25 protein-coding genes and 4 pseudogenes are annotated in these 24303 nt (G+C 63.0%); 9 read left to right on the plus strand and 20 right to left on the minus strand.

What is annotated here, in order from left to right; translation table 11 throughout:
• Positions 1 to 24 precede the first annotated feature (24 nt).
• Entirely contained in the window at positions 25 to 966 is a 942-nt protein-coding gene (locus AC0L3N_RS20380) for an amidohydrolase family protein (protein ID WP_473549237.1), read from the plus strand.
• Here the strand turns inward: AC0L3N_RS20380 and AC0L3N_RS20385 are convergent.
• Genes AC0L3N_RS20385 through AC0L3N_RS20400 form a run of 4 tightly spaced genes read right to left on the minus strand, consistent with a single transcriptional unit; the run spans position 940 to position 5450 of the window.
• On the minus strand, positions 940 to 1911 hold the full coding sequence (locus tag AC0L3N_RS20385; RefSeq protein WP_473549238.1) for an ABC transporter permease: 972 nt from the start codon (positions 1909 to 1911) through the stop codon (positions 940 to 942). The two genes, AC0L3N_RS20380 and AC0L3N_RS20385, sit on opposite strands and share 27 nt — an antisense overlap.
• Positions 1908 to 2864 carry an ABC transporter permease gene (locus AC0L3N_RS20390; RefSeq protein WP_473549287.1) on the minus strand — a complete coding sequence of 319 codons (957 nt, stop codon included), beginning with the start codon at positions 2862 to 2864 and terminating at the stop codon, positions 1908 to 1910. Before AC0L3N_RS20390 ends, AC0L3N_RS20385 begins: the two co-directional genes overlap by 4 nt.
• 5 nt (positions 2865 to 2869) lie before the next feature.
• Positions 2870 to 4378, minus strand: a complete 1509-nt coding sequence (locus AC0L3N_RS20395) for a sugar ABC transporter ATP-binding protein (protein ID WP_473549239.1) — start codon at positions 4376 to 4378, stop codon at positions 2870 to 2872.
• Between the two features lie 19 nt (positions 4379 to 4397).
• Complete coding sequence (locus AC0L3N_RS20400) at positions 4398 to 5450, minus strand: substrate-binding domain-containing protein (RefSeq protein ID WP_473549240.1); 1053 nt, start codon at positions 5448 to 5450, stop codon at positions 4398 to 4400.
• 240 nt (positions 5451 to 5690) lie between these two features.
• Here AC0L3N_RS20400 and AC0L3N_RS20405 point away from each other — a divergent pair, with 240 nt between their 5' ends.
• A complete protein-coding gene (locus AC0L3N_RS20405) occupies positions 5691 to 6491 on the plus strand; it encodes an IclR family transcriptional regulator (protein ID WP_473549241.1) in 801 nt (266 codons plus the stop codon).
• Positions 6492 to 6828: 337 nt separating this feature from the next.
• Here AC0L3N_RS20405 and AC0L3N_RS20410 read toward each other — a convergent pair whose 3' ends face one another.
• The 11 genes and pseudogenes from AC0L3N_RS20410 to AC0L3N_RS20460 form a co-directional block, all read right to left on the minus strand.
• Complete coding sequence (locus AC0L3N_RS20410) at positions 6829 to 7848, minus strand: isopenicillin N synthase family dioxygenase (RefSeq protein ID WP_473549242.1); 1020 nt, start codon at positions 7846 to 7848, stop codon at positions 6829 to 6831.
• 212 nt (positions 7849 to 8060) lie between these two features.
• Positions 8061 to 8771, minus strand: coding sequence for an SDR family NAD(P)-dependent oxidoreductase (locus tag AC0L3N_RS20415; protein ID WP_473549243.1), 711 nt, complete (start codon positions 8769 to 8771; stop codon positions 8061 to 8063).
• 66 nt (positions 8772 to 8837) lie between these two features.
• The gene (locus AC0L3N_RS20420) at positions 8838 to 8963 is read right to left on the minus strand and encodes a hypothetical protein (RefSeq protein WP_473549291.1); all 126 of its coding nucleotides are present in this window, start codon (positions 8961 to 8963) and stop codon (positions 8838 to 8840) included.
• 61 nt (positions 8964 to 9024) lie between these two features.
• Positions 9025 to 9078: pseudogene (locus AC0L3N_RS20425) on the minus strand (hypothetical protein); the annotation flags it as partial.
• Positions 9079 to 9123: 45 nt separating this feature from the next.
• Positions 9124 to 9285: a hypothetical protein gene (locus AC0L3N_RS20430; RefSeq protein WP_473549244.1), complete on the minus strand. Its 162-nt coding sequence runs from the start codon at positions 9283 to 9285 to the stop codon at positions 9124 to 9126.
• Positions 9286 to 9569: 284 nt separating this feature from the next.
• Positions 9570 to 9983 carry a hypothetical protein gene (locus AC0L3N_RS20435; RefSeq protein WP_473549245.1) on the minus strand — a complete coding sequence of 138 codons (414 nt, stop codon included), beginning with the start codon at positions 9981 to 9983 and terminating at the stop codon, positions 9570 to 9572.
• A gap of 97 nt (positions 9984 to 10080) precedes the next feature.
• Positions 10081 to 10461, minus strand: a complete 381-nt coding sequence (locus tag AC0L3N_RS20440) for a hypothetical protein (protein WP_123146835.1) — start codon at positions 10459 to 10461, stop codon at positions 10081 to 10083.
• Between the two features lie 147 nt (positions 10462 to 10608).
• Positions 10609 to 13287 (minus strand): ATP-binding protein, encoded by a 2679-nt coding sequence (locus tag AC0L3N_RS20445; RefSeq protein WP_473549246.1) that lies wholly within the window; start codon positions 13285 to 13287, stop codon positions 10609 to 10611.
• A 58-nt stretch (positions 13288 to 13345) separates the two neighbouring features.
• Complete coding sequence (locus AC0L3N_RS20450) at positions 13346 to 13642, minus strand: TOBE domain-containing protein (protein ID WP_473549247.1); 297 nt, start codon at positions 13640 to 13642, stop codon at positions 13346 to 13348.
• Positions 13635 to 13739: pseudogene (locus tag AC0L3N_RS20455) on the minus strand (DUF1349 domain-containing protein); the annotation flags it as partial. The gene AC0L3N_RS20450 and the pseudogene AC0L3N_RS20455, both read right to left, overlap by 8 nt.
• Positions 13740 to 13895, minus strand: a pseudogene (locus AC0L3N_RS20460) (SDR family NAD(P)-dependent oxidoreductase); the annotation flags it as partial.
• 353 nt (positions 13896 to 14248) lie between these two features.
• Here AC0L3N_RS20460 and AC0L3N_RS20465 point away from each other — a divergent pair.
• From AC0L3N_RS20465 to AC0L3N_RS20480, 4 genes are all read left to right on the plus strand, one after another.
• Positions 14249 to 14545 carry a hypothetical protein gene (locus AC0L3N_RS20465; protein WP_473549248.1) on the plus strand — a complete coding sequence of 99 codons (297 nt, stop codon included), beginning with the start codon at positions 14249 to 14251 and terminating at the stop codon, positions 14543 to 14545.
• 145 nt (positions 14546 to 14690) lie between these two features.
• Positions 14691 to 15497, plus strand: a complete 807-nt coding sequence (locus AC0L3N_RS20470; RefSeq protein ID WP_473549249.1) for an SRPBCC family protein — start codon at positions 14691 to 14693, stop codon at positions 15495 to 15497.
• 156 nt (positions 15498 to 15653) lie between these two features.
• The gene (locus AC0L3N_RS20475) at positions 15654 to 15884 is read left to right on the plus strand and encodes an AbrB/MazE/SpoVT family DNA-binding domain-containing protein (protein WP_473549288.1); all 231 of its coding nucleotides are present in this window, start codon (positions 15654 to 15656) and stop codon (positions 15882 to 15884) included.
• On the plus strand, positions 15874 to 16281 hold the full coding sequence (locus AC0L3N_RS20480) for a PIN domain-containing protein (protein WP_473549250.1): 408 nt from the start codon (positions 15874 to 15876) through the stop codon (positions 16279 to 16281). The genes AC0L3N_RS20475 and AC0L3N_RS20480 overlap by 11 nt, the downstream gene beginning before the upstream one ends.
• Before the next feature lie 117 nt (positions 16282 to 16398).
• Here AC0L3N_RS20480 and AC0L3N_RS20485 read toward each other — a convergent pair whose 3' ends face one another.
• The 3 genes from AC0L3N_RS20485 to AC0L3N_RS20495 form a co-directional block, all read right to left on the minus strand.
• Complete coding sequence (locus AC0L3N_RS20485) at positions 16399 to 16980, minus strand: DUF1349 domain-containing protein (RefSeq protein WP_473549251.1); 582 nt, start codon at positions 16978 to 16980, stop codon at positions 16399 to 16401.
• A 100-nt stretch (positions 16981 to 17080) separates the two neighbouring features.
• Complete coding sequence (locus AC0L3N_RS20490) at positions 17081 to 18598, minus strand: S10 family peptidase (RefSeq protein WP_473549252.1); 1518 nt, start codon at positions 18596 to 18598, stop codon at positions 17081 to 17083.
• 100 nt (positions 18599 to 18698) lie between these two features.
• On the minus strand, positions 18699 to 19796 hold the full coding sequence (locus AC0L3N_RS20495; protein ID WP_473549253.1) for a lactonase family protein: 1098 nt from the start codon (positions 19794 to 19796) through the stop codon (positions 18699 to 18701).
• Positions 19797 to 19966: 170 nt separating this feature from the next.
• Here AC0L3N_RS20495 and AC0L3N_RS20500 point away from each other — a divergent pair.
• The 3 genes and pseudogenes from AC0L3N_RS20500 to AC0L3N_RS20510 form a co-directional block, all read left to right on the plus strand.
• Positions 19967 to 20053 (plus strand): annotated as a pseudogene (locus AC0L3N_RS20500) (amine oxidase); the annotation flags it as partial.
• Positions 20054 to 20056: 3 nt separating this feature from the next.
• Positions 20057 to 21217, plus strand: coding sequence for a CaiB/BaiF CoA transferase family protein (locus AC0L3N_RS20505; protein WP_473549254.1), 1161 nt, complete (start codon positions 20057 to 20059; stop codon positions 21215 to 21217).
• The gene (locus AC0L3N_RS20510) at positions 21214 to 22374 is read left to right on the plus strand and encodes an extracellular solute-binding protein (protein WP_473549255.1); all 1161 of its coding nucleotides are present in this window, start codon (positions 21214 to 21216) and stop codon (positions 22372 to 22374) included. The genes AC0L3N_RS20505 and AC0L3N_RS20510 overlap by 4 nt, the downstream gene beginning before the upstream one ends.
• 170 nt (positions 22375 to 22544) lie before the next feature.
• Here AC0L3N_RS20510 and AC0L3N_RS20515 read toward each other — a convergent pair whose 3' ends face one another.
• Positions 22545 to 23381: an amidohydrolase family protein gene (locus tag AC0L3N_RS20515; RefSeq protein ID WP_473549256.1), complete on the minus strand. Its 837-nt coding sequence runs from the start codon at positions 23379 to 23381 to the stop codon at positions 22545 to 22547.
• Positions 23382 to 23448: 67 nt separating this feature from the next.
• The gene (locus AC0L3N_RS20520; RefSeq protein WP_473549257.1) at positions 23449 to 24231 is read right to left on the minus strand and encodes an IclR family transcriptional regulator; all 783 of its coding nucleotides are present in this window, start codon (positions 24229 to 24231) and stop codon (positions 23449 to 23451) included.
• Positions 24232 to 24303: the final 72 nt, after the last annotated feature.

Raw genomic sequence — 24303 nt, forward strand, 5'->3', positions numbered from 1 at the left:
CCGGCCACAGCATGAGAGAGATGCGTGCCAAAGCGTTACTCCGGACCGATCATCGATGCCCACCATCATCTTTGGGATCTCGGCCTCGGCCGGCACCCCTGGCTCGCCACAACGGCTGGCGAACGCGGCGGCCTGGGCGAGCTTGGCCCCTTGCGGCGAAACTATCTTCCTGAGGACTACTTGCGCGATGCCAGCCGGCACAATGTCGTCGCCACCGTCCATGTCGAGGCCGGTTGGGCCGGGGATGACTGCGTCGGCGAAACGCGATGGCTTGAAACGCTCGACAAGTCGCGGGGTGTGGCCGCCCGCTACGTCGTTCACGTCCCGCTCGCGAACCGCCAAGCGCCGGCGCTGGTCGAGGCGCAGGCGGCATTCGTCCGTGTCGTCGGCGTGCGCGACATACTGAGCTGGGATCCAGATCCTGCCCGCCGTTTCGCTGCCCGTGAAGACATCATGGACGACCCAGCCTGGCGTGCCGGCCTGGCGCTGCTTGCCGGCCACCGGCTGGTTTTCGACCTGATGGTGTTTCCGCGCCAGCTCGCCGGTGTAGCGCGCCTTGCAGCGGCCTATCCGAACCAGCAGTTCGTTCTCAACCACTGCGGCAGCCCGATCGATCGCGACGCCGACGGAATGCGGGCGTGGCGCGCAGCGCTTCGGCTTTTGTCCCAGTGTGACAACGTCGCCATCAAGATATCGGATCTGGTCGCCTACGATCATGACTGGACACTCGACAGCCTGAGCCCGGTTGTCATGCATTGCATCGACTGTTTCGGCACGGAGCGCGCGATGTTCGGCAGTGACTTCCCCGTAGCCGGTCTGCACGCGTCGTTCGATGCCCTATATGATAGCTTCAAGGCCATTGCCGGGGAGCTTTCCGCAGACGAGCAGACGGCGCTGTTCTTCGGCAACGCAAGGCGCATCTACCGGCTGGACGATATGTCATCGGCGGGCCTGCTCCCTGCCTGAGAGAAGCAGCAGCCCCAGGATCAGCGAACCGAACAGGATGCTGCGCCAGCCCGGTGATGCGTTGACGACGGTGATCAGAGCCGTAATCGTGACAAGCAGGATGGCGCCGGGGATGGTGCCGGCATAGGTGCCGAGCCCGCCGAGGATCGAGGTGCCGCCGAGCACCACGGCCGCAATCGAGGCGAGCAGATAGGGATCGCCGATCCCGACATAGCCTTGCCCGTTCATGCCGAGCACCAGCACGCCCGCAAGCCCTGAAGTGAAGCCGCTGATGCCGTAGACCGCCAGCGTCGTCGAGGTCACTGGAACCCCTGACAGTGCCGCGGCGAGCGGATTGGCGCCCATGGCGAAGAGCCGTGCTCCAAAGGATGTGGCATGCATTGCGGCCAGAACGATCACGGAGACGGCCACCCACAAGAGCACACCTGCGGGAATACCGGCCGGCCGCGCATTGCCGAGCCATCGAACCAGCGGGTTTTCGGCGGTCACGGCGCTGCCGCCGGCGATGATGATCAGCAGACCCTGCAGGAATGTCGCCATGGCCAGGGTCATGATCATCGGATGAACGCGCAGCAGCGCCACGCCCAGCCCGTTCACCAGACCGATTGTCGTCGTCAATGCAAGGACGGCAAGGACGGCGGTGAGCCCGGTCGGATCCCCCTGCCACGACAGCAGCGGCAGGCTGACGGCGCTCACTGTGACGATAGCCGCGACGGAAAGGTCGATGCCGCCGGCAATCACGACGAAGGTCTGGCCCGCCGCAACCAGGCCAATTACCGCGGCCAGTTCGACCAGATAGCGCAAATGGCCATAGGCGCCGAAGCCACGCGAAACGAAGCTCGCGACGATCCACACCGCGGCAACGATGGCAACGGTGAGAAAAGGCCGGCTGCGCAGGGTTGTCAGGGCGCGCCTGCCGCCTGCGCTCTCTTTCCATGCTGTCATTGCTGCACCTTGCGGAATTGCGGGATGGCGACCGCCCCGATGATGATGAGGCCTTGTGCGACATACTGGGCGACCGGCGTGAAGCCGAGGAAGAACATCACACTGATCATCAGGCTGAGCAGCAGGCTGCCGGCAAGAGCGCCGCGCATCGTGCCTTGACCGCCGAGGAAGCCGATGCCGCCGAGCACGGCGGCGGCGATGGAATTCAGCGTGAAGGCCGTGCCGATGACCGGATCACCCGAACCCGTTTGCGCGGCAACGAACAGACCGGCACCTGTGCAAAGCAGGCCACTGATCGCGTAAGCCGCTATCCGTGCGCCATCGACCGGCACGCCGGAGCGATAGGCGCCGACCGGATTCTCGCCGGCAGCATAGAGGCTCAAACCAAGCGGCGTGGCGAGATAGAGCTTCCACAGAAGGACTATGAGCATCAGCAGCACGAAGGCTGCGGGCGTGTTGCCGGCAAGCAGGTCCGACAGCCACTCTGGAATGGCGCCGCCGGGTCTCGGCAGGATGAGCAGCGCAGCACCGCCGATGATGAAGGAGCCGGCGAGCGTCACCACGATCGCCGGCAACCGAAGTTTCACCACGATGAACCCGGTCGCGGCACCGATGCCGACACCGGTCAGCGCCACCGCAGCGGCACCGCCGGCTACGCCCAGCGGCCCGGTCATCGTCGTCGCGGCGATCACCGCGCCCAGGCTGACCATTGCGCCGATCGCCAGGCTGATGCCACCAGTGAGCATGAGGATCGCCTGGGCCATGGCGACCAGCGCCAGCGGAAACCAGCTCTGGGTGAATTTGGCGAAGCCGGAAGCGGTCAAGAGGCCAGGAAAGAGGAAGCCATAGGCGACGAGGAACGCCATGACCACGGCGAACAGGCTGCGCACGCCGACATTGCGGCGCAGTTGAACCGGCCAGTAGAGAGCGCCGGCTTGCCCTGAGGGAGCCACCGTATTCACGCCGCCACCTTTCGCTGTTCGGCGCCCATCGCGGCGGAAACGATCGCTTCCTCGCTCAGCGCGCCGCGCTCGAGCATGGCAACGATGTGACCCTCCCGGACCACCGCGACGCGGTCGCAAAGGTGCACCAGTTCGGGTGTGTCGGAACTGAGCAGCACGACCGCCTTGCCGGCGGCGGCGAAGTTGCGAAGCATCATGTAGATTTCGCGCTTGGTCTCGACATCGACGCCGCGTGTCGGGTCATTGAGGAGAAGCACAAGCGGGTCGTGCGGCATCCATTTCGCCAGCGCGACCTTCTGCTGGTTGCCGCCCGAGAGGGCCTGCGCCGGCCGGTCGAGGTCGCCCTTGATGCCAAGCTGGGCAGCGAGACCTCTTGCCGTCTCGCGCTCGGCACGGCGGCTGCGCAGCTTCAGCGCCGGCAGTCTTGCGAAAGCGGGCAGCATCATGTTGGTGATGATGGAATGGATCAGGTGCAGGCCCTCGCGCTTGCGGTCGGCCGGGACATAGGCGAGGCCAAGCGCGTTGGCTTTCGGCACACCGCTGGGCAAACCCGAAGCCCCCTTAACGATCGCGGATGCCGTCCTGGCCGGAATGGCACCGTAGAGGCCGAGCAGCAAATCTTCCTGCCCTTGCCCGACCAGACCTCCGATGCCAAGCACCTCACCCGTCCTGATGTCGAGATTGACATCGCGCATCAGGCCGGCCGAAAAATTGCGAACCGAAATGGCGTTGGCAGTCGATGCCGAAGGCTGCCAATGCGGAAAGAGGTCGCCGGGGTCGCGCCCGACCATCAGCCGTACCAGTCCGCTGGCGTCGGTTCCTTCCAGGGTGCGGTCCGCCGTGCAGGTGCCGTCCTTCAGGACGGTGACGTGCTGGCACAGCGCCATGACTTCGTTCAGCCGGTGCGAAATGTAGAGAATGGCGATGCCCTCGCCGCGCAGCCTCTCCAACAGGTCCGTCAGGACTTTCGTTTCGGTTGCCGAAAGCGATGAAGTGGGTTCGTCGAGAATGAGCACGCGCGGCCGGCGGTAAAGCGCCTTGGCGATCTCCACCATCTGCCGGCGGCCAAGCGACAATTGTCCGACCGGCATCGAGAGCGGTTCGTGAAGTCCGACAAGGTCGCATGCTGCCCTGGCCCGCACTGCGAGTTCGGGATAGTCGAGCAAACCGAACCGGCGCGGATAGGCGCCAAGGCCGATGTTCTCGGCGATCGAGAGGCTGGCCGTCAGGCTGAGTTCCTGCTGGACGACGGCAATCCCTGCCTGTTGCGCATAGGCAGGGCTCATGCGCGACACCGGGCGCCCATCGACCTCGATCGCCCCGCCGTCCGGGCGCAAGGCACCGGACAAAAGGTTGATCAGCGTCGACTTTCCGGCGCCGTTCTCGCCGAGCAGCGCATGCACGCGGCCCGGCTGGAGAGCGATGGAAACATCGCGCAGGACGGGATTGCCGAAGAAGGACTTCGACACCCCCCGCGCGGCAAGAAGCGGAGCCGTGGCCAGCACTTTCTGCGACCTTTCAGGCTTATTGCTCAGCCAGAAGTTTCTTGAACAACTCCTCGTCGTAGGGCGAATAGATATAGCCGTCGGCCGGAAAGTCGGCCGCCCGTGCGAGGTACTGATCGATATTGGAATTGTCGATCACCGGCAGCGGGATCTTGACAAAAGCCGGCACATCCTTGCCTTCCAGCGCCTGGACGGCGGTGTAGGTGGCGAAAGCGCCGAGCCAGTTCGGCTGCATGGTTGCCCAGCTCTTGAGGCCCTTTTCCTTCCAGAGTTCGAGGAATTGGCGGGCATTCTCGCCGGTGATCGGCACTTGTTCGCGGCCCTGCTTGTCGAGGGCGAGCACCGCGCCCGCCGACAAGGCGCCGCCGAGCGACAGTATCCCGTCGATCTCGGGATTGGCGAACAGCAGGCTGGTGACGGCTTCCTGTGCAGGCGCGACATTGTAGGGTGTGTTGGTCTCGGCAAGGACCGTCACGTCAGGATGGGCCTTGAGCGCCGCGTCAGCGCCTTTGCGCCGATCGTCGCTGACCGAAACGCCGGCCGGGCCGTTGAGGATGAGGATCTTGCCCTTGCCGCCGATCGCGTCGATCAGGAACTTGGCCGCCTGATCGCCCCACTGGGCGGAATCGGTGTTGACCTTGGCGGTCACCTGGTCGGTGTCGACGAGGCTGTCGAAGTTGATGATGGCGATGCCCTTGGCGCAGGCGTCCGCCAGCACACGCGCCGGCGCGGTCGACGAGCCGGCAATCAGGATGATGGCGTCAACGTCGGAATCGATCATCGACTGGATCTGCTGGATCTGGACGTTTGCGTCGCCCTGGGCGTCGGTTACGACAAGCTTGTCGACCAGCCCCTGCTTCTTCAGGGTCTCGACTTCGGCTTCGATCGTGCCCTGTGTCTGCTTCATCCAGGTCGGCACGGAATAGATGTTGGCCCAGCCGATCGTGTACGGCGCCTTGCGGTCGCCATTGATGCATTTGGCGGCGGCATTGGCCTGCGAACCGGCGCCGAGGCTCAGGAGGAGACCGAGGCAAAGGGCGCTGGCGGATGCGAAAAACGATGATTTCGTCATGATTGTTCCCTTCTGAGGTTAGGCCCGGACGTGCGGGGTCGAGACGAGAAAACCCGCCGGTTGCCGCATCCGGAAACCGCCTGTTTTCTCGTCAGAACTTTCTGCGCCTGGCTCGTTATTGTCTGATATTTCGGACAATATGTCTGTATATCGGACAAATGGGATGCTAGACTGAGCCTTGACATCTTTCAAGCGTCTTGAGACGAGGGCCGAATTGATTTTTGCACGGATGCGGCCGACATGAGCGATGGCGTCACTGGTCTGATCGAAACGGACGACGGCGCCGAGCCGCGCAATGGCGAACGACGCCGCGGCATCGACCGCGTCATCATGCTGCTGGAAGCGCTTTTGCGGCACCGCGCGCCGATGCGCGTCGGCGACATCGCCAAGATGATCGGTGCACCGCGTTCGACCACTTACGAAATCGTCAACAGCCTGCTTGAAGCCGAAATGCTCGAAAATGTCGGGACGGAAGGCTACGTCTATTTCGGGCGGGCTATGCATCTGTTCGGCTGGGCCTATTCGCATCACAACGCCCACTATCGGCGCATCATAGAGACGCTGGACAAGATGGCCGCGGAGACAGGCGAGACCGTGCAACTGTGCGGCCTGCGCGGAAACAAATATATCGTTCTCGATTGCCGGGACTCATCCGGCCCGTTCCGGATTTCAAGCGATGTCGGGGTCGAGGTGCCGATCCCTTGGACGGCGTCCGGGCGGCTCCTGCTCGGCCATATGAGTGAGGAAGAGCTGAAGGACTTCATCCCGCCTGGCGACTACAAGCTGCCCGACGGCCGCGTCATTGCGCCAGCCGAATTCTTCAGCGATGTCGCCCTGGCCCGCCGGCAAGGTTTCAGCGAGACCGCCGCCCTCGCCGACCGCTTCACGTGGTGCATGGCCGCGCCCATCCGCGATAGCTACGGCGCCATCAACAAGACCCTTTGCTTCGTGTTGCCGGTCGACACACCGGAAGCGCGGCGCAGCGAATTGCTTGCCCTGCTGTGCGAACGCGCCCGTGGATTGTCGTTGGCGGGAAGCTAATGCATGTCGCCCAAAAGTGCGCAGCGGTTTTGGGATGACGACATGCATAAAAACAAGAACTTAAAGCGCGTCGCGTGAATTCCTTATGACGCGACGCGCTTTTTGAAGGCGCGGCTCTGGCGCCTTCGCCAAGGGAGCGCGGAAAAAAATGGCCGGGCTCGAATACGGCCCGGCCAAAAGAAGGTTACAACCTTCAGAGGGGAACGCCGTTCAACGGAATGGGAGGAAACCGTCGAACGATCTTACCTGCTTGAGCTTGTTTGGGCGTGTTGGCGACGAACAAAATTCCAAAGCCGTCGGGATAACGAAAATTCCCGTTCTATTTGCTCAGACGTCTTCAGACAGGTGACGCCCTCGTCTCAAGGAGATCGGCATAGTGCCGGCGCGCCACGTCAGGATGCGAGCGCAGGCGACTTTTCAGCACGTTGGTTCCGACGTCGCGAAACAGCGGATTGTCCGGATCGCTCGCCGGTCCGCGCGCCTCGGCAGCCAGTTCTTCAGGCAGGGTGAGCAACGGGATCGTCGCATCGAGCCGGGCGCTGAAGAAGAACGGAACGGAAATCCGCTCGACACCGGCCGGCGGCGTGACGACACGGTGGACCGTCGCCCTGAGATAACCGTTCGATGCCAGTTCGAGGAGCTCGCCGATGTTGACCACCAGCGTTCCGGGGATGGGATCCACATTCACCCAGCTTCCGTCATATTCGACCTGCAGTCCCTTATTCTCGTCCTGAAGCAGGAGCGTCAGGAAACCGCCGTCCTTGTGCGCGCCGACGCCCTGGTCGCCGCCGGTTGCGTCGCGTCCGGGATAGCGCACGATCTTCATGCGGTGGTTGGGCTCACCGCTATAGATCGGATCGAAAGCGTCCTCGACCTGGTCGAGCGACAGCGCGAAAGCCTTCAGCAGGCGGATCGCCACCGCCGTCGCCTTGGTCTGCCATGCCAGCAGCGCCGGCTTGAGTTCCGGCAGGGCCGAAGGCCACTGGTTCGGCCCTTGCAGCCGCGTCCAGGCAGGAATGCCCGGCCCCTGTGGTGTGGGTCGACGCTCGACGCCGATGTCGAGCTGTTCGCGCCAATCGGCCTTGCCCTTGGTCAGTTCGCCACCGGTGCGCGTGTAGCCGCGGAATTGCGGGGACTCGACCATTTCGATGGCCAGCTTGTCGGCTTCCGGCAGGGCAAAGAACCGGCCCGAGGCGTCGAGCACCTCGTTGATCTCCACAGCCGAAATTCCGTGGCCGCTGAGATAGAAGAAGCCGACATCGCGGGCCGCCGTGCGCAGGTCGAACAGAAAGGTCCGACGCTCCGACGCGCCCTGTTCGAGACGGCTGAGATCGAGCACGGGTACAATCCTGGCCATGGTCAACCTCCTCCTGCCTCGGGCTTGGATCAGGCCCTTACGGTGACACGCAGGTCGTTGCGATCAAAGCAATGGTCGATCCAATCTCGATGCCAATGGAAGAAAGTCCGCTATGCGTTTAGCGGCCAGCAGGCAAATAACGTCCGAACGGGTGTTCCATGGCATGAAGGCGTCATGGCAAACACATGCACGAATTGCAGTCCGGCAGAGACTCAGAAATTTTCGACCCACGGCCTGAGTTCGAGCTCCCAAGTCCAGGCGCTGCGATGCTGCCGGTGGATTGCGAGATAGGTTTCGGCGATCGCGTCCGGAGACAGCCGGCGATCCTGCCGGTCGGGTTCGCCGGCCTGTCCGGGCCTATTCTGTCCGGGCTCGTTCGCCGCGATCACACCGTCGATGATGAAATGCGCGACATGGATGTTTTTCGGCGCAAGTTCGCGGGCCATGGATTGGGCCAGTCCGCGCAGGCCGAACTTTGGCATGGCAAAGCCGGCCGAACCCGGAAACCCTTTGACGCTGGCGGTGGCGCCGGTGAACAGGATCGAGCCGGAGCCGCGGGAAAGCAACCGGCGCGCGGCCTGCTGGCCGACCAGGAACCCGCCATAGGCGCCGACCAGCAATGCCTGTCTGACCGCTTCGGGTTCGAGGTCGGCGATCGGTCCGCGGGCGCGGCCGCTGGCGTTGAAAACCACAAGCGACAGCGGACCGGCGTTGTCGGCGACGTCGAACAGGTTTTCGACCGACGCAACATCGGCAACGTCCGTCTCGACCGCCAGCGCGCCCGTCTCGTCAACCAGCGCGCTCAGCTTGCCGACGTCGCGGGCAGCCAGGACCACGCGAAAGCCCTCCTTGGCGAGAAGACGTGCAAGCGAGGCGCTCAGCCCCGGCCCTGATCCCGCGATAACTGCCACGTCCGATGTCATGAAGCTTCTCCTTTACGGATTCTGGTGTGGTACGGATTCTAGTGCAGCGGATTGGCGATTCAGGTCCTACCACTCGTGTTTCTCAGGCAGACCGTCGGTCAGATCGTAAAAGTCGGATTTCGAGCCGACATAAATATGTTCGCCGAGACGAAGGCCGGTCGGCCGGTCGAGGGTCGACTTGCAGCCCGCCATGACAGCAAAGTTGCCGCCGGTGCGCGCACATTGAGCAATGACAGGCGATCGGCTGAGCAAGCTCGCCTGCAATCTCGTAGCGCACGCCGCCGCAGAGACAACGTCCCGTCGCCATCCGGTCCTCCGTGATCCGCCGCAATCGAGTAGTGCGGTTGGATTGTTATGACATCGAGGGTTTCGGCGCCAGCACAGCCGCTGTTGTGGTGAATGGCCCCTGCGTAGCGAAAAGGACAATGCCCGCACCGCGCACGAGGTCGATGCGGACCGCTTCTTCAAACTGATGTTCGATCTGCTGCGGGATTAGGGCGAATTCGAACGGCACCCTCCTGATCTTGCGTGGATCGCAGAGGGGCGGCGCTACCGACTTGAAGGATCGGTGCGCGCACCCGCCGACGGCGCGCGATTTCGACGCCGTCGGCGGCTTCCTGTGCCTCACCCCACTGCCCTCTTCCTTCGGATCAGGAAGGCGTGAATGATCTTGGGAAAGTCTTCCACGCTGCGAGCCCAACTCTATGCGTGCCGGCGGGTACGCAAATCGGTGCGATCACCCATTTTTGGGCGGCCGGTTTCCCAGTTTTCGCGGGCGTGTTCTTGCTTTTGCGGGAATTACCTACTTTTCGTGCGGTTCCAGGCGATAGGCGCCCGTCGGGAACGACGCGTTTTTGTATGCAGCGGTATCGCCATGCAGTCGGCGGTGGCTCCGATGCTCACGGCGCTTATGAAACCGAGCAGGATGATGGAAATGCAGCAAACAGCGTTGATCGCGAACGCCGTCACCATCTGCCAGTCCCGCACCGCTACGAGGGTGTAGGCGACAATGAAAAGATGCGATGCGGCGAAAAGGCTCCAGGTCCAATAAGAGACCGCAGTCGCACCGTTCGTATCCGGGACAATTGCTGCCATCTGAGAACGCGAACCGCATCGAATGAAGTGAAGGCAAGGAGCGCCATTTCGATCCTGGTCATAGAAAACCTCGTGGACTTCGAGGAAGCACTCGATGTACGGCGGCTCGGCGTCCAAGGCTTTGATCTGCCGGCCGTTCGCAACCGAGGCCCTCGGTGCGGGCCTGCATCGTTTCACCCGTCGAGACCGCGCTGAGCGGCGGCCCATTACCGGCTCACCGGTCGAGAGCGTCCTGGATCGCTGCTTGTTCCATCGGATCGGCCATCGGAGTGGCAGCGGGCTCGCTCACGAGAACCGTGGTGCCGTCCCGCATGATCTCGAAATCGAGAGATGGCTGACCGACGGCTTGAGGCAAGGAGATCACCATGTGTTGCCCCGGTCCGAGCGTGGAGACGAACCGCATCGGCTGCGCATCGGCCCCTGAAGCCAGGGTCGCAACGACCCGGTAGCCGTCCTGCTCGACCGTGTAGTAGACGACGCCTTTGACGTGGCCGAAATGGATGCTGTGGCCGTTCCCCGGCGCAAGTTCCGAGGCCGCGGCCACGCTCGTGGTGGCGAGCAAGACCGTCGCAAATGCGGTAGAATATCTGATCATTGCTATTCTCTCCGATTGGCGAGCTCATGGACTGCTTCGCAGTCTATTCCAAACTCACAAGCGCAACCTATGCGCGGGGGCATTCGCGCACATCGGTACTGTCACCTAGTTTCCCGGCAGCTGATCTCCTAGTTTTCACGGGCTTGCCTAGTTTTCACGGACTTGCAGCGCGTCTGCCGACGGCAAAAGCCAGGGCTCGCCGCGAAGGCGGAGCAGAATTTCCATCCGGTTTGCTGCGTTGAATTTGCCGAGCACGGCGGAAACCTGGTGCTCGATTGTCCGCGGCGAGCGCGACAGACGCCGTGCCGCCTCCTTGTTGCCCAAACCTTGAGCGATCATTGTGAGTACCTGTTGTTCTTGCCTCGTCAGGCCCAGTGGATGCTGCCTAGCCACGGTGTATGGCCCCCGGCGCTGCTTCGGCAGCTGATTGGCAGCTCCGATGCGCTGCGCCAGCTTTCGCGCCAGCGCTGCCGCGGGGCGCGCTTCGACGCCCTCGAATGTAGCCACGGCGCGAGCCAGCGCCGCGCCGGCATCGGTTCCGCGGACCTGCATGAGGGCGAGCGCTGACTCATAGGGAAGACCCAGGCGGGACCATTCTGCCGAGGCCGCCATCGGGTCGCCGCGGAGTTCCAATGCTTGCGGCAAAGGAATGCGGCCGGCCGGCACCGGCAGCGATCCCGCCATTCCGCAGCGCTGCCACCAGACTGCCAGTTCACCGATATCCCAGGGACGGAAATTGTCGAGGTCCATTTCGGTGAGGGCCGTCAGCTGCTCGTGGCCGGCGCCGGGCTCCTCGGCAAGCCAGGCGGCCTCGGCCAGCGCCAAGCGAACCGGTATGACGCGTTGAGCCTCGCCGGTCGTCAGACCCTCCTGGAGCGCCTGCTCCAGCAGGGCCGCGCCACTGGGCTCACCCAGCCGGATCCGCGCCCTGCCGAGTTCCGTCAGAGCCGGCAGGTGCATCACCATCGGCAGGCGTTCCAGATTCATGACGCCTTGGGCAATCGTCTCGGCCTCGCGAAAGCGGCCCTGCTCGGTACGAAGCTGTGCCTGCCGGCCGAGCAGGTATTGCGCCGCCGAATCGAGGTCGTGCCTGGCGCAATACGCAATCCCTTCCGCGAGCAGCCGTTCGGCCAAGGCGAAGTCCTTGGCCACTACCGCGCATTCGGCGAAGTTCGTATAGGCTCGCGACGCATGGTCGTGAAACCCGTGATCGAGCGCCAGGGTAAGGCTTTCCTCCAACCGCTCGCGCCCGCCCGGGCGGTCGGCGAACATCAGCGCTGTGCCGACATTGTTCAGGGCGTGGACGCGTGTCTCGACCTCACCCAACCGGTCCGCCAGGCTGATCGCGCGCTCGCCCCATTCGATCGCCTCGTTGAAGCGATAATGCAGCATGTGTAGCTGCGAGCGCGTGCTGTAGGCCATCGCCAGTTCCGGCCCAGGCGGCAGGTTCTCCACTTCACGCACTGCCTGATCCGCGTAGTCTTCCGCCTCCTGCCCCTCTCCGCGGCGCCAGTGGAGACGCGACAGCCAGCGCAGATTGGCCCCGACCTTGTCGATGCGCCCAAGCTCCCGCCAGATCGCAATGGCGCGATGCCGCGCCTCGATGATTTCATCGTAGACGAACAGTGACAGGCCCGCCTCGTAGGCCCAGTCTTCACAAAGCTGGGCAGCCAGCGCCGACGGAGCCTCTGAAACGTATCGGAGTGCGGTCGCCAGATGTGAAGCCGCCTCTCTATGCGCGCCCAGACGCGCGGCCTGCTCGGCGGCCTGCGGCGCGAGTTCCAGGACGCGTTCGCCGTTGTCGGCGCCGCCGGCATGGTGCACCCGTCGCGAAAGTAGAGCGCTTGCCTGCGCCGCCGGAAGTTCGGAGAGTGCCGCTTCGACTTTAGCATGCAGCGACCGTTGGAGAGACGGAGCGAGGCGGTCGAGCGTCGCTTCCCTGGCAAGCTCGTGGCGAAACGTCAGCGCGCCTTGAACATCCCGCCGCAGCAATCCCCGTCCCACGCACTGATCCACGAGAACTTCGGTCTCGTCCCCGAGAAGTGCCCGGATCAGCCACGGCTCAACGCTGCCCGGCATGATGCTCATGACCTCCAGCACCTCGCGCTCTCCTGGGGTCAGGCGCGACAAGCGCGACCAGACCGCATCGCGTATGGAATCGGGCACGCGCCCCGATTCGACCTCACTGCTAGACAGGAGTTCGGTGACGAAGAAGGGATTTCCCTCGGTAATGCGATAAAGCCCGTCGGCGGAGCGGCCGGCCTGCTCGGCCAGCACCGTCACCGCCTGGGAAGACAGCGGTTCCAGGGTCACGCGGCTCACCGAGACGGACGGAAGGTCGCCGAGCACGTGGGTCAGAGGATGATCGGCACTTATCTCGTCTCTGCGCATGCTGAGCACCAGCATCGTGCGAAGCAGGGAGACGCGGCGACCGAGGTATCTTACCAGGTCAAGTGTCGCATTGTCGGCCCATTGCATGTCCTCGAAGACGAGCACGGTCGTGCCCTTGGTGTGCTGAAGCGCATTCAACAACGCCGGAAAAAGCCGCTCCGGCGCCGCGGTCTCCTCGAGCAGCTCCGCCACGCGGGGGTCTAGCAGGTGCGCCATGTCCTGAAGAGGACCGAGCGGGCGCGGTGTGAAGAGCGCCTCGCACCAGCCCCACAGCATCCGGTAATTCCTATCCGCGTTTTCCGCGAATTCGCGCAGGAGGGAAGTCTTGCCGACGCCCGCTTCGCCGTCCACCAGCACGGTCCCGCCGTGTCCGGCCGCAGCTCTCTCGGCGCTGGCCAACAAAGTTCCAAGTGGCCCCTCTCGCTCAAGCAGCATAAAAGCTCACGCCTCCTTAACCTTGAAGGTACAGCAGTAAGCCTCGAGTGCAACAACGTCATTTCACGCGGATTGATTGGAATGACGGCTTTCGTCTATTTCGTCTTCGATCGCATCGTGGATGGCTGCCGACGGCGCGAACGCCGTCGGCCAGGCAGATAGTGTAAAAAGACCTGCTGCCGATGAAGATGACATCCTCGACCCGTCCCACCGCAGATTGCGTGGTGTCGTTGTCCCGGTTGAAGCGGAAGGATTCCGGTCGGATTGAGACGACCACCTTGCCGCGCAATTCGGCTGTCGGAACGATACTGCTGTGAAGCGGCGCCCCGATCCGGTGACAGCACGCATCAGTCATGGAGTTCCCTCGAGATCGCCGGGCCGACCGAAAAATCGCTGAATGTGACTTCGAAACCTTCACGTTGCGGCGAACAGCACATCATGCCGATATCGACGACCGCCAACGCTCCGGTCTCGTCGACCAGCGCGCTCAGCTTGCCGACGTTGCGGGCAGCCAGGACCACGCGAAAGCCCTCCTTGGCGAGAAGACGTGCAAGCGAGGCGCTCAGCCCCGGCCCTGCTCCCGCGATAACTGCCACGTCCGATGTCATGAAGCTTCTCCTTTACGGATTCTGGTGTGGTACGGATTCTAGTGCAGCGGATTGGCGATTCAGGTCCTACCACTCGTATTCCTAAGGCAGGACCGTCGGTCAGATCGAAAGTCGGATTTCGAGCCGACATAAATATGTTCGCCGAGACGAAGGCCTGTCGGCCGGTCGAGGGTCCCGACCGTGACGTATGTTTCCACGCCCGGCGCGGCCTTCCAGAACAAATTGCCACCGCGATGGTGTCAGAGGCCAAAAGCCTGAGTTCCGCCGACTTGCAGCCCCATGACGGCAAAGTTGCCGCTGGTGCGCGCACATTAGGAGTAGTGACAGGCGCGGCTTGATTACGGGCGCGCAGATTGCTTGACAAGGCAACGATGCGCCATAGCCCTGCCTTGACAAAATATTTTGTCAATGAGGAAAAGAATGTGCTTGAGTTTGACGTCATTAAGATACCGGCAGCGGCGGCGCTGGCCTTAGACCCCATGAAAACCCGCTTGATCCAGGAGCTTGCGGAACCTGCATCGGCCGCTTCGCTTGCTAGTCGGCTCGGCCTCACGCGGCAAAGAGTGAAGTATCATTTGCGGCGCTGGAAGACTGCAAGCTGGTCCAGCCGGCGGAGGAACGCCAATGGGTCGGTCTATCCGAACGCCTGATGGTCGCAACTGCATCGTCGTATGTCATCTTACCGGCGGCGCTGGGTCCTATAGCGGTCGATCGGGACGCGCCAACGACCGCCTGTCGGCCAGTAGTGGCGTCGTATCCTGCCCCTGGCGATGCCAAACCTTGAAAGGAGTTCCCATGCCAATCAAGAAAGACGAAACCGGAAAGCGTTGGGTCGAGATGGAGTTCATCACGCCCGGGACGCCCGAGCAGGTGTGGCGGGCAATGGCAACAGGTCCCGGCAACACCGCCTGGTTCACAAAAACCACGATCGACGAGCATGTCGGCGGCAGGCTTCATTTCGACTTCGGTCCCAATGGAGCCTCCACCGGCGAAGTGACGATCTGGGAGCCGCCGTTCCGTTTCGGCTATGTCGAACGCGAGTGGAGCGAAAGCGCGCCGCCTGTCGCAACGGAGATCACCGTGACCAGCCGGTCGGGTGATCGTTGCGTTGTTCGCATGGTCCATTCGCTATTTTCCTCGACCGACGACTGGGACGATCAGTTGGAAGGATTCGAGAGCGGCTGGCTCGGCTTTTTCGAGGTGCTGCGCGTTTACCTGTCGCACTTCGCCGGCGAAAAGGCCGCCAGCTTCAGCGTCATGTCCAACACGCAGGCCGGCCAGCTCTCGACTTGGAGGCGGCTCACCAAGACGCTCGGTCTGGCCGGCGCAAACGTCGGTGAGGAGCGGAGCGGCCCGCAACAGCCGGAGAGATTATCCGGCATGATCGAACGCGTGCGGCAGGACGAGAAGCAGCGATTCGTCGTGCTGCGCCTGAATGCGCCTGCTCCCGGCATCGCCCTGATCGGAACCTATGGTACCGACGGCAGCGCAAATGCCAGCATGGCCCTGTATCTTTATGGCGACGACGCCGAGCAGCGCGCCGCAGAGGGCGAACCCAAGTGGCGGAACTGGTTTGGCGAAACCTTCAAGCATTCGCGCTGACGGATGCTTCTGGATCTGGACTTTCAGCCCGATGAACTCTGTTGGAATGAAACGGTCTTTGCATCCAGCAGCAATAGCTTCGGCATCGAGCGGTCTCTTGATCCCAGCTTCCTGACGATATACATATCGCTTAACGTATATCCATAGGAGAGTGTGATGCAGGTCGCCAAGTGGGGCAACAGCCTCGCCATCCGTCTTCCTGCCGTTGTGGTCGAGGCCCTCGAACTCAAAGAAGGCGATGAGATTGAAATCCATGTCGCCGAAGCCCGACGACTCGGCGTCAAGCGCAAAGCTGCGCGCGAGGAATTGCTGAAGCGGCTTCGCGCCTTCCGCGGTCGCCTTCCCGCCGATTTCAAGTTCGATCGGGATGAGGCGAATGCCCGGTAGCTTCTTCGACACCAATGTCCTTGTCTATATCGCGTCGGGCGATTCCGTAAAAGCCGACCAGGCGGAGATGGCCATCGCCGCTGGCGGCGCGATCAGCGTGCAGGTTCTCAACGAGCTCTCCAATGTCGCCCGCCGCAAGATGCGGCTGTCGTGGATGGAGACCCACACGTTTCTGGCCACGCTACGCGGCCTGCTGACCGTCCATCCCATCACTATCGAGACGCACGAGACCGGGCTGGCGCTGGCCGAGCGTTACAGCTTTCCCATTTACGATGCCATGATCGCCGCCGCAGCGCTTCACGCTGACTGCGACACACTGTGGTCAGAAGGTATGCAACATGGGATGGCGCTCGACGAAGGGCTGCGTATCGCCAATCCGTTTCAGCCAAGTGCCTGAAAGAATGCCCCGGACTCTCTTGCTGGCCAGTCGATGAGCACGACCACCTTGCCGCGCAATTCCGCTGTCGGAACGATGCTGCTGTGAAGCGGCGCCCCGATCCGGTGACAGAACGCATCAGTCATGGAGTTCCCTCGAGATCGCCGGGCCGACCGAAAAATCGCTGAATGTGGCTTCGAAACCTTCACGTTGCGGCGAACAGCACATCATGCCGATATCGACTGTTTTCGAGGGCGGGAAATAGGCGAGCCGCACCGGCTTCCAGTGATGGTCGGAGGCATCAAGATACTGAACACGGATGGTCCCGGCATGGCGGGTCAGCCGGATCCTGACGCCGTCCGGACCAGCCGGGATGCTGACCAACGACCAGTCGGAAGCATCATTGGTGACGACGACGGAAAAATATTCCAGCCCGTCGGTGAACTCGATGCCGGCCTTGACCCAGTGCGTCTCGCTCAGCCGGACCATCAAGCCGGCCTGGTCATAGAGAACCTTGTAGTCCCCCTTGACGGTGACCTCGGCGCTGAAGTCGCCCTCGACCTGCCGGTAGAGGAAGTGGCCATTGTCGCGCCAGAAGCCATAAAACGTCTCGCGCCAGAAATCGGTCTCCTTGCCGGTCCGCACATGCACGGAGCTGTCGCCGAAAGCATGATGCGGTGGCGGGTTGAGCCAGGTCAGCTCTGCATTCTGAGATGTCATCGACTTGCTCGTCTCTCCAGTTCGTCTTGCCTTGTCCGTCGCTGATGCGAAGAGGCGGCTACGATCTCATCCAGATCATTTGTACCCGGCTTCAACCGTTTCATTTCGGCGCTTGGTAAAGCTCGGTCGCGGCCTCTCTCAGCGCGCGCCGGCTGTCTGGCCTGAAATACATCATGTGGCCGCCTTCCAGCAGGTCGACGCGGATGGGCTTTGCGCCGGGAAGCGAAGGAACCTGGCCGACCAGGTAGCGTGACACCAGATAGGGTGTCACCAGGTCGGTGTAGCCGTTGACGATCAAAATGCCGAGGCCGGGATTTAGCACGCGAGCCTGCTGAAGGTCATCCATCACGCCGACATAGCCCTGACGCGTCGGGCTCGTCCCGTAATCCCAATTGCCGCTGACTTCGCGGTTGAGAAGCCGGTAGCTTAGATCGGTGCGGAATTTCAGTTCCTCCCTGATATAGCTGACAAAGGCGGATGTGAGCGCCGGCACGCTTCGGTCGAGCACCGGATCAGGGCCGCGAGGCCTTGGGCTTTCCGGAGCGATGTCTGCGGTTTCGATCATGCCGTCATAGGCGCTGAGAACATTGCCCCTTGCCCGCGCAAACTCCTTGGCGAAGAGGGCGGTGGGAATGCGTGCAAAGTTTCGTTTGACGAGTTCGAGCGGCAGGCCGGTGATTTCGGCAACGCGCGGGCTCGCCAGGCGCCCACCCTGTTCGAGCCCGCTGGCAAGCGCGACGAGATAGTCGCCAAGCGCATAGCGTTCGACATCGGCCAACCGCTCCTGCAGCTCGGAACCGGTGACGCCTTCGCTGCGCAGGCGCACCGCCGCCAGCGACGGCAGCTCAAGCGCCCAGTGGAGCGGCTGGAACTCGTCGGGCCGCACGAGTGTGAATTCGAGCGCCGGCGAGATGAGCACGATGCCGCGAGGAGTGATGCCGATATCATCCTGAAGCGTCTTGGCAAGCAGTGCCGCCCGAAACCCACCATAGCTTTCGCCGGCAAGAAACACCGGCGACGCCGTGCGGCCCGCCTGCGCCAGGTAGAGCCGGATGAAGGCGCCCATCGCGGCGGCATCCTGGTTGACGCCCCAGAAGCTGCGTGCCTCGGTTCCGGGTGCTTCGCGGCTGTAACCCGTTCCGACCGGGTCGACAAAGACCAGGTCGGTCACGTCGAGCCATGTGTTCGGGTTGTCCAAAAGCCGCTGCGGCGATGGGAGAAAACTTCCATTAGCCGCCGTCGCCATCACGCGCGGACCGAGCGCGCCGAGATGCAGATAGGCGGAAGCTGCTCCGGGACCACCGTTGAATACGAACGTGATCGGGCGCTGGGGATCAGGTTCCCGGCTTGGCTCGGGACGCAGCGTGTAGGCGACATGAAAGATTTCCGCGGTGACGTCGCCCTTGCCCGCTAGCAACGACAGCGTGCCGGCCCTTGCCTGATAGTTGAGCGTACGTCCCGCGATCACGATCGAATGATCAGAGACCTGTGGCGGCGGAAGCAGCGACAGAACGCCGCCCGAAGGCGACGGCCGCTCGGCCACTTCCGCATGGCCGGCTGGAAGGCCGCCAACCAGCAGCAGCATAGCAAGGGTGATTTCTAGCAGCTTGGTACGCATGACGACTCCGCAGCGGAACGACTGGAAGCTACCACGCTGATGGCTCAGCCGAAATCACAGGACCGTGCACGCCCTCGCTGCTGGAAGGAGACCGAGGCTTTCAACGCACGATCTTCACGCACATCGGCGTGCCGACATCGATAAACCGTCCGGTGTCGGCCAGCCGGCCCGTGGCAGCATCGCGCGCGAAAATCGAGATGCGGTCGGCGTTCTGGTTGGCCGAGAAGAGATGGCCGCCCGAGGGGGTCAGTGCCAGATTGCGCGGCGTGGCGCCCCCGCACGGCGCATAGTCGACCAGCGCAAGCGTGCCTGTCTGCTGATCGACGGAAAACACCGCGACACTGTCATGGCCGCGGTTGGAACCGTAGAGGAAGCGGCCATCGGGCGAGATCTGGATATCGGCGCAATGATTGCCGTCGCGCGCCTGCTCCGGGACCGCCGGCTTCGTGTCGATGACCGAGAGCCTTCCTGACGTATCGTCGAGCGCAAGCGACGCCACCGTTGAATCCAGTTCGTTCATCACGAATACGAACCGCCCGCCTGGGTGCAGCGCCACGTGACGTGGGCCGGCGCCGGGCGCAAGCATCGACTCCGCCAGTCTGGTCAGGCTGTCGTCACGCCCGATGCGGTACGAGACAAGCCGATCGATGCCGAGATCGGCGACGATCGCCACGCCGCCGGCAATCGTCTCGGTTACGCTGTGAGCATGGGAGCGTTCCTGGCGAGCTGTATCGGGGCCCGTTCCGGCATGGGTGACGCTCGATAACGGCGCGGTCAGACCACCGTCCTCGCGCAGCCCATAGACGACGACCGAGCGATCGGGACCGCCTTCGCCGATGCCGTAATTGGCGACCAGCAGCTTCGTTCCGTCGCGCGTGATGGTGTTGTGCGCCGTGATGCTGCCGAGGGTCGGCTGCTTGTTGATGTAGGAGAGCGCGGCGGTTTGCCTGTCGAAGCGGTAGGCCGAGACCACGCCTTCGCGCCAGGTGAGCACCTCGGAATTGGCATAGACGTGGGAGCCGTCTGGCGTCACCGACAGAAAGGTCGGATTGTCGATGTCACCCGTCTCAGTCAGTTTCCTCGTCTCCAGCGTCTCTTCGTCGAAGCTGTAGACGCCGAGCCCGACGCCGCGCGCGCCCTGAAAATAAGGCGCCTCGCGGTTGAGACTGCCGACAAAGACCAGACAGGCATTCCGCATAAATCCTCCCTTGTTCCGCCGGCGTTGGCTGCTGCGGATTCGCGCGAAATTTCGCCTGTTCACGCTTGCCACGCAATCCCATATGTGAAAAGTCCATTCACAAAAGAAGATTGACGGGAGGATAGATCATGCAATTCGCTGTTCCAGGGTTCGTCGGCACTGGCGATCGCGAAGGAGAGCTCGTGCTTTATTGCGAGCACCTGCAGCCGGTGAAGTCCCGCAAGCCGGCCGATTTCGCCGGCAAGACGGAGAAATAGGCAATGGCCGCCATTGCCGAATTGCCGCTGACCGGGCTCGTCGTCGTCGACATGAGCCAGTTCCTGTCCGGGCCCTACTGCTCGCTGAGGTTGCTCGACCTTGGCGCCCGCGTCATCAAGATCGAGCGGCCGGATGGCGGTGACCTGTCGCGCCGGCTTTATCTCAGCGACACCGAGATCGGCGGCGACTCTACAATCTTCCACGCCATCAACCGCGCCAAGGAAAGCTTTGCCATCGACCTCAAGGACGAGGCCGACCTTGCGGCGCTGCGCGGCCTGCTGGCCAAGGCCGACGTGCTGATCCAGAATTTCCGGCCCGGCGTCATCGAGCGCCTGGGTCTCGACTACGAGGCGGTGCGCAAGATCAATCCGCGCCTGGTCTATGCCTCGATCAGCGGCCATGGCGAGGAAGGCCCGTGGGTCAAGCGGCCCGGGCAGGATCTGCTGGCGCAAGCCCGTTCCGGCGTGATGTGGCTGAACGGCGATGAGGACCAGGGTCCGGTGCCGTTCGGCCTGGCGATCGCCGACATGCTGGCGGGCTCCGCCGCAGCGCAAGGCATCCTTGCCGCACTGGTGCGGCGCGGCGTGACCGCCACTGGCAGCCATGTCGAGACCAGCCTGCTCGAAGCGCTGGTCGACTTCCAGTTCGAGGTGCTGACCACGCATCTCAATGACGGACGCCGCCTGCCGCGGCGATCGTCCTTCCGCAGCGCCCATGCCTATCTGTCGGCGCCTTACGGCGTCTATCCGGCGAAGGACGGCTATCTGGCGATCGCGATGACGCCGGTCCCGAAGCTGGCCGATATCCTGGAGCTCGAAGAGCTTGCGCCCTATCGCGATCAGCCGTCGACCTGGTTCACCGCCCGCGACGAGATCAAGGCGATCATCGCGAAAAAAATCGCGACGAAGACGGCCTGCGAATGGCTTGCCATCCTCGAGCCTGCCGATATCTGGTGCGCCAAAGTGCTGACCTGGCCGGAAATGATGGCCAGCGAGGGCTTCCAGGTGCTCGACATGCTGCAGACGGTGACGCGCGAGGATGACGTCTCGATCCTCACCACGCGCTCGCCGCTCAGGGTCGATGGCGTCCGCGCCAAGGTCGAGCGGGCCGCGCCGCGCATCGGCGAGCACAGCGCAAAGATCCGCAAGGAATTCGGACTGTGAGCGACGTGACGCTCAAAGGCATGACCTGGAGCCATCCACGCGGCTACGATCCGATGGTCGCCTGTTCGGCGCTGTGGAAGCACCGCACCGGCGTCACCATAGAATGGGACAAGCGCTCGCTGCAGGATTTCGAATCCTTTTCGGTCGAAGAACTGGCCCGTGCCTATGATTTGATCGTCATCGATCACCCGCATGTCGGCCAGATCACCGCCGAAACTTGTTTGGCGCCACTCGATGTCGTTGGCCGCGAAGCGGAGCGCGCGGCGCTGGCGGCGGGGAGCGTCGGCCGGTCCTATCCGAGCTACAACTGGCAAGGCCGGCAGTGGGCGTTTCCGATCGACACGGCGAGCCAGGTGCAGGCGTGGCGGCCGGATATGCTTTCCGCCGCCCCGGCGAACTGGTCCGACGTGCTCGACCTGGCGCGGCAACGTCGCGTGCTGCTGCCGCTCAGGCCGCCGCATTCGCTGATGGTGTTCTACACGCTTTCCGGCAATCTCGGACGGCCCGCCGTCGAAGAGCCTGGCGCCCACGTAAATCCTGACACGGGCAGCCGCGTTTTCGAGATGATGCGCGAGGTCGCGGCTCTCGTCGGTCCGGCCTGCCTTGGCATGGACCCGATCGACGTCCTGGAGGAGATGGCCAGCTCCGGCACGCGGATCGCCTGCGCGCCGCTGATCTATGGCTATGTCTCCTATGCCATCGCCGGCTTTCGGAGCAACCGCCTTGCCTTCGCGGACATTCCGGCTGCGGGCAATGCCGGTCCGGTCGGCTCGGCGCTCGGCGGAACCGGCATTGCCGTGTCGGCCTTTTCGAAGGCGAAGCAGGCGGCCATCGACTTTGCCTACTGGATCGCCAGCGGCGAGGTGCAGCGCGGCCCCTATGCGTCGGCCGGCGGCCAGCCCGGCCATGCCGCAGCTTGGGACGATGCAGCCGTCAACCCAGCCACCGGTAATTTCTACATGGACACCCGCGCCACGCTCGAGGGTGCCTGGGTCAGGCCACGCCACGATGGCTACATGACTTTCCAGCAGGCCGCATCCGATCGCATCAATCTCGGCCTGACCGAGAAGCACGATGCCGGCCGCGTCGTTGCCGATCTCAATCGCCTGTTTGTGGAGAGTTTCCCGGCACCCGGCGCTGCCGGTGGAGAATCCTGAAACCAAACTAAACGAAGGAGAACATGAACAGTCTGATCCGCGGCAACCCACGCTGCTGATCGGCCTCGGCTTCCGGCCGTCGACCGTGCAGGCTGCACTTGGCCTGGTGATCGTGCTGCTTGTGTCGTTCTATGGCCGCGAGAGGCACGTCGGCGACGATCTGAAGCCGCTTACAAACTCCAAAGCCGCTTCGCATTGCCGGAGAGCAGCTTTTGCCGCTCATCGATGCTTGCACCGGCAAGCAGCGCGTGCGTCGCCGCCACCCAGGTCGCAAGCCCGCCGCCAAGCGTGCAGACCGGCCAGTCGCTGCCCCACACGACGCGGTCCCAGCCGAAGCATTCGATGGTGTGCTCCACATAGGAACGCAGCGTTTCGACAGTCCACGATCCAGTGTCCGCATAGGCGACCACACCGGAAATTTTGCCGACGACGTTCGGGCGCCGCGCAATCTCCGCCATATGCTCGCGCCAGGGATGCTCACTGCGGCCCTTGATGTCGGGCACGCCGCAATGGTCGAGCATGAACTGCACGTCCGCCGCGAGATCGGCGAGTGCAATCGCCTTGGGGATTTGGTGCGGCAGGACGACGAGATCGAAGGTCAATTGCGTGCCGGCAAGCCGTTTGATGTTTTCCCGAAACAGCGCGCCTTCCGAAAGCTCGTCCGGCATGACGTGGAGCACACGTCGAAAACCCTTGACGAAAGGATCGGCGCGCTGGCGCTCGAGATAGGCGGCAAAGCCCGGCGCTTCCGGACGGCAGGAGGCAATCGCCCCCCTCAGCAAGCTGTTCTTCCGTTGTGACAGCGCTTTCACATGACTGGTCTCCGTCTCGATGTCGGCTGGATCGACATCGACTTCCATATGCAATGCGCCCTCTATGCCGGCACGCCGGGCCTGGATTGCATATTCGTCGTAGGAAAAATCGCGGTTGAGCGCCGGCACGCCGGAGAGCCAGGGATAGCGTAGCGCTGACTGGTCGATCAGGTGCAGATGGGTATCGAAGATCATGACGGCGCGCTCCTCCTTCGGCGTTTTAAAATCATCTCACGTAGAAATTGGTCATTCAGACAAGAATCTATTTCGCCTGTTTGGCCGCGGCTCCCGCCAGTTGCGATAGCTTTTCGGTTGCGGCCAGCAGCAATTCTATCGTCCTCGTAATGTCGGGCGCCTTGGGTGCGTTGATCAGAGTTATGTAGGGGATCGACAGCGCGGCGATCGCCCTGCTGTCGGAGCCAAGCACAGGCGCCGATAGGTTGAATACACCGGCGGTCTGCATCGATGCCATCATTTCATAGCCGCGTTGCCGGATTTGCTCGAGGCGGGCAAAGAATTCCGGCGATTGAGGCGGCTTGTGGGTGCTGCGCAGATGTTCGGAGATCATCATCTGCCGCTCTTCCAGCGAGCGGAACGCCAGCAGCACATGGCCGGAGCCGGTGTCGAACAGGCTGACACGCGCGCCAACGCGAATCGAAATGCCCCAATAGTCCGGCGCCTCCTGCTGCGCGATAACCACGGCAGAACCGCGATCAAAGACGACAAGCTGGTTTGCCTGCTGCGAGGTTTCGGCAAGTTCACGCATCAGCGGCGTCGCATAGGAAACCAGCCGCCGCACCGGCGCGTGCAACTGCGCCAGGCCAAACAGCTTGAGCGTCAGCGAATAACGATCACCGTCGGACCGCGTGACGTAGCCGCGCCGCACCAGCCGGTCCAGCATACGGTAGAACTCGTTGGGGCTGCGGTCGAGCTTCTTGGCGATTTCCGCCTGCGTCAGGCCGCCGTCGACGCCGGCCAGCAGCTCGAGGATGTCGAGCCCCTTGTCGAGCGCCGGGGCGCGATAACGGTCCTCGTCCTCCGCCATAACACTCGCCAGTGAATTTTGGCTTTCTCCAGTGAATTTTGGCTTTTATATATGCACAAAGACTTCCGTCCG

Source organism: Mesorhizobium sp. WSM4807, from assembly GCF_055811615.1.

Excerpts from the sequence above, each read along its gene's own strand:
- AC0L3N_RS20405 (WP_473549241.1), top strand. The coding sequence starts at position 5,691 with ATGAGCGATGGCGTCACTGGTCTGATCGAAACGGACGACGGCGCCGAG.
- AC0L3N_RS20445 (WP_473549246.1), bottom strand. The coding sequence starts at position 13,287 with ATGCTGCTTGAGCGAGAGGGGCCACTTGGAACTTTGTTGGCCAGCGCC.
- AC0L3N_RS20400 (WP_473549240.1), bottom strand. The coding sequence starts at position 5,450 with ATGACGAAATCATCGTTTTTCGCATCCGCCAGCGCCCTTTGCCTCGGT.
- AC0L3N_RS20420 (WP_473549291.1), bottom strand. The coding sequence starts at position 8,963 with ATGGCGGGCTGCAAGTCGACCCTCGACCGGCCGACCGGCCTTCGTCTC.
- AC0L3N_RS20440 (WP_123146835.1), bottom strand. The coding sequence starts at position 10,461 with ATGATCAGATATTCTACCGCATTTGCGACGGTCTTGCTCGCCACCACG.
- AC0L3N_RS20480 (WP_473549250.1), top strand. The coding sequence starts at position 15,874 with ATGCCCGGTAGCTTCTTCGACACCAATGTCCTTGTCTATATCGCGTCG.
- AC0L3N_RS20415 (WP_473549243.1), bottom strand. The coding sequence starts at position 8,771 with ATGACATCGGACGTGGCAGTTATCGCGGGATCAGGGCCGGGGCTGAGC.
- AC0L3N_RS20515 (WP_473549256.1), bottom strand. The coding sequence starts at position 23,381 with ATGATCTTCGATACCCATCTGCACCTGATCGACCAGTCAGCGCTACGC.
- AC0L3N_RS20385 (WP_473549238.1), bottom strand. The coding sequence starts at position 1,911 with ATGACAGCATGGAAAGAGAGCGCAGGCGGCAGGCGCGCCCTGACAACC.
- AC0L3N_RS20520 (WP_473549257.1), bottom strand. The coding sequence starts at position 24,231 with ATGGCGGAGGACGAGGACCGTTATCGCGCCCCGGCGCTCGACAAGGGG.
- AC0L3N_RS20505 (WP_473549254.1), top strand. The coding sequence starts at position 20,057 with ATGGCCGCCATTGCCGAATTGCCGCTGACCGGGCTCGTCGTCGTCGAC.
- AC0L3N_RS20485 (WP_473549251.1), bottom strand. The coding sequence starts at position 16,980 with ATGACATCTCAGAATGCAGAGCTGACCTGGCTCAACCCGCCACCGCAT.
- AC0L3N_RS20470 (WP_473549249.1), top strand. The coding sequence starts at position 14,691 with ATGCCAATCAAGAAAGACGAAACCGGAAAGCGTTGGGTCGAGATGGAG.
- AC0L3N_RS20490 (WP_473549252.1), bottom strand. The coding sequence starts at position 18,598 with ATGCGTACCAAGCTGCTAGAAATCACCCTTGCTATGCTGCTGCTGGTT.
- AC0L3N_RS20410 (WP_473549242.1), bottom strand. The coding sequence starts at position 7,848 with ATGGCCAGGATTGTACCCGTGCTCGATCTCAGCCGTCTCGAACAGGGC.
- AC0L3N_RS20450 (WP_473549247.1), bottom strand. The coding sequence starts at position 13,642 with ATGACTGATGCGTGCTGTCACCGGATCGGGGCGCCGCTTCACAGCAGT.
- AC0L3N_RS20495 (WP_473549253.1), bottom strand. The coding sequence starts at position 19,796 with ATGCGGAATGCCTGTCTGGTCTTTGTCGGCAGTCTCAACCGCGAGGCG.
- AC0L3N_RS20475 (WP_473549288.1), top strand. The coding sequence starts at position 15,654 with ATGCAGGTCGCCAAGTGGGGCAACAGCCTCGCCATCCGTCTTCCTGCC.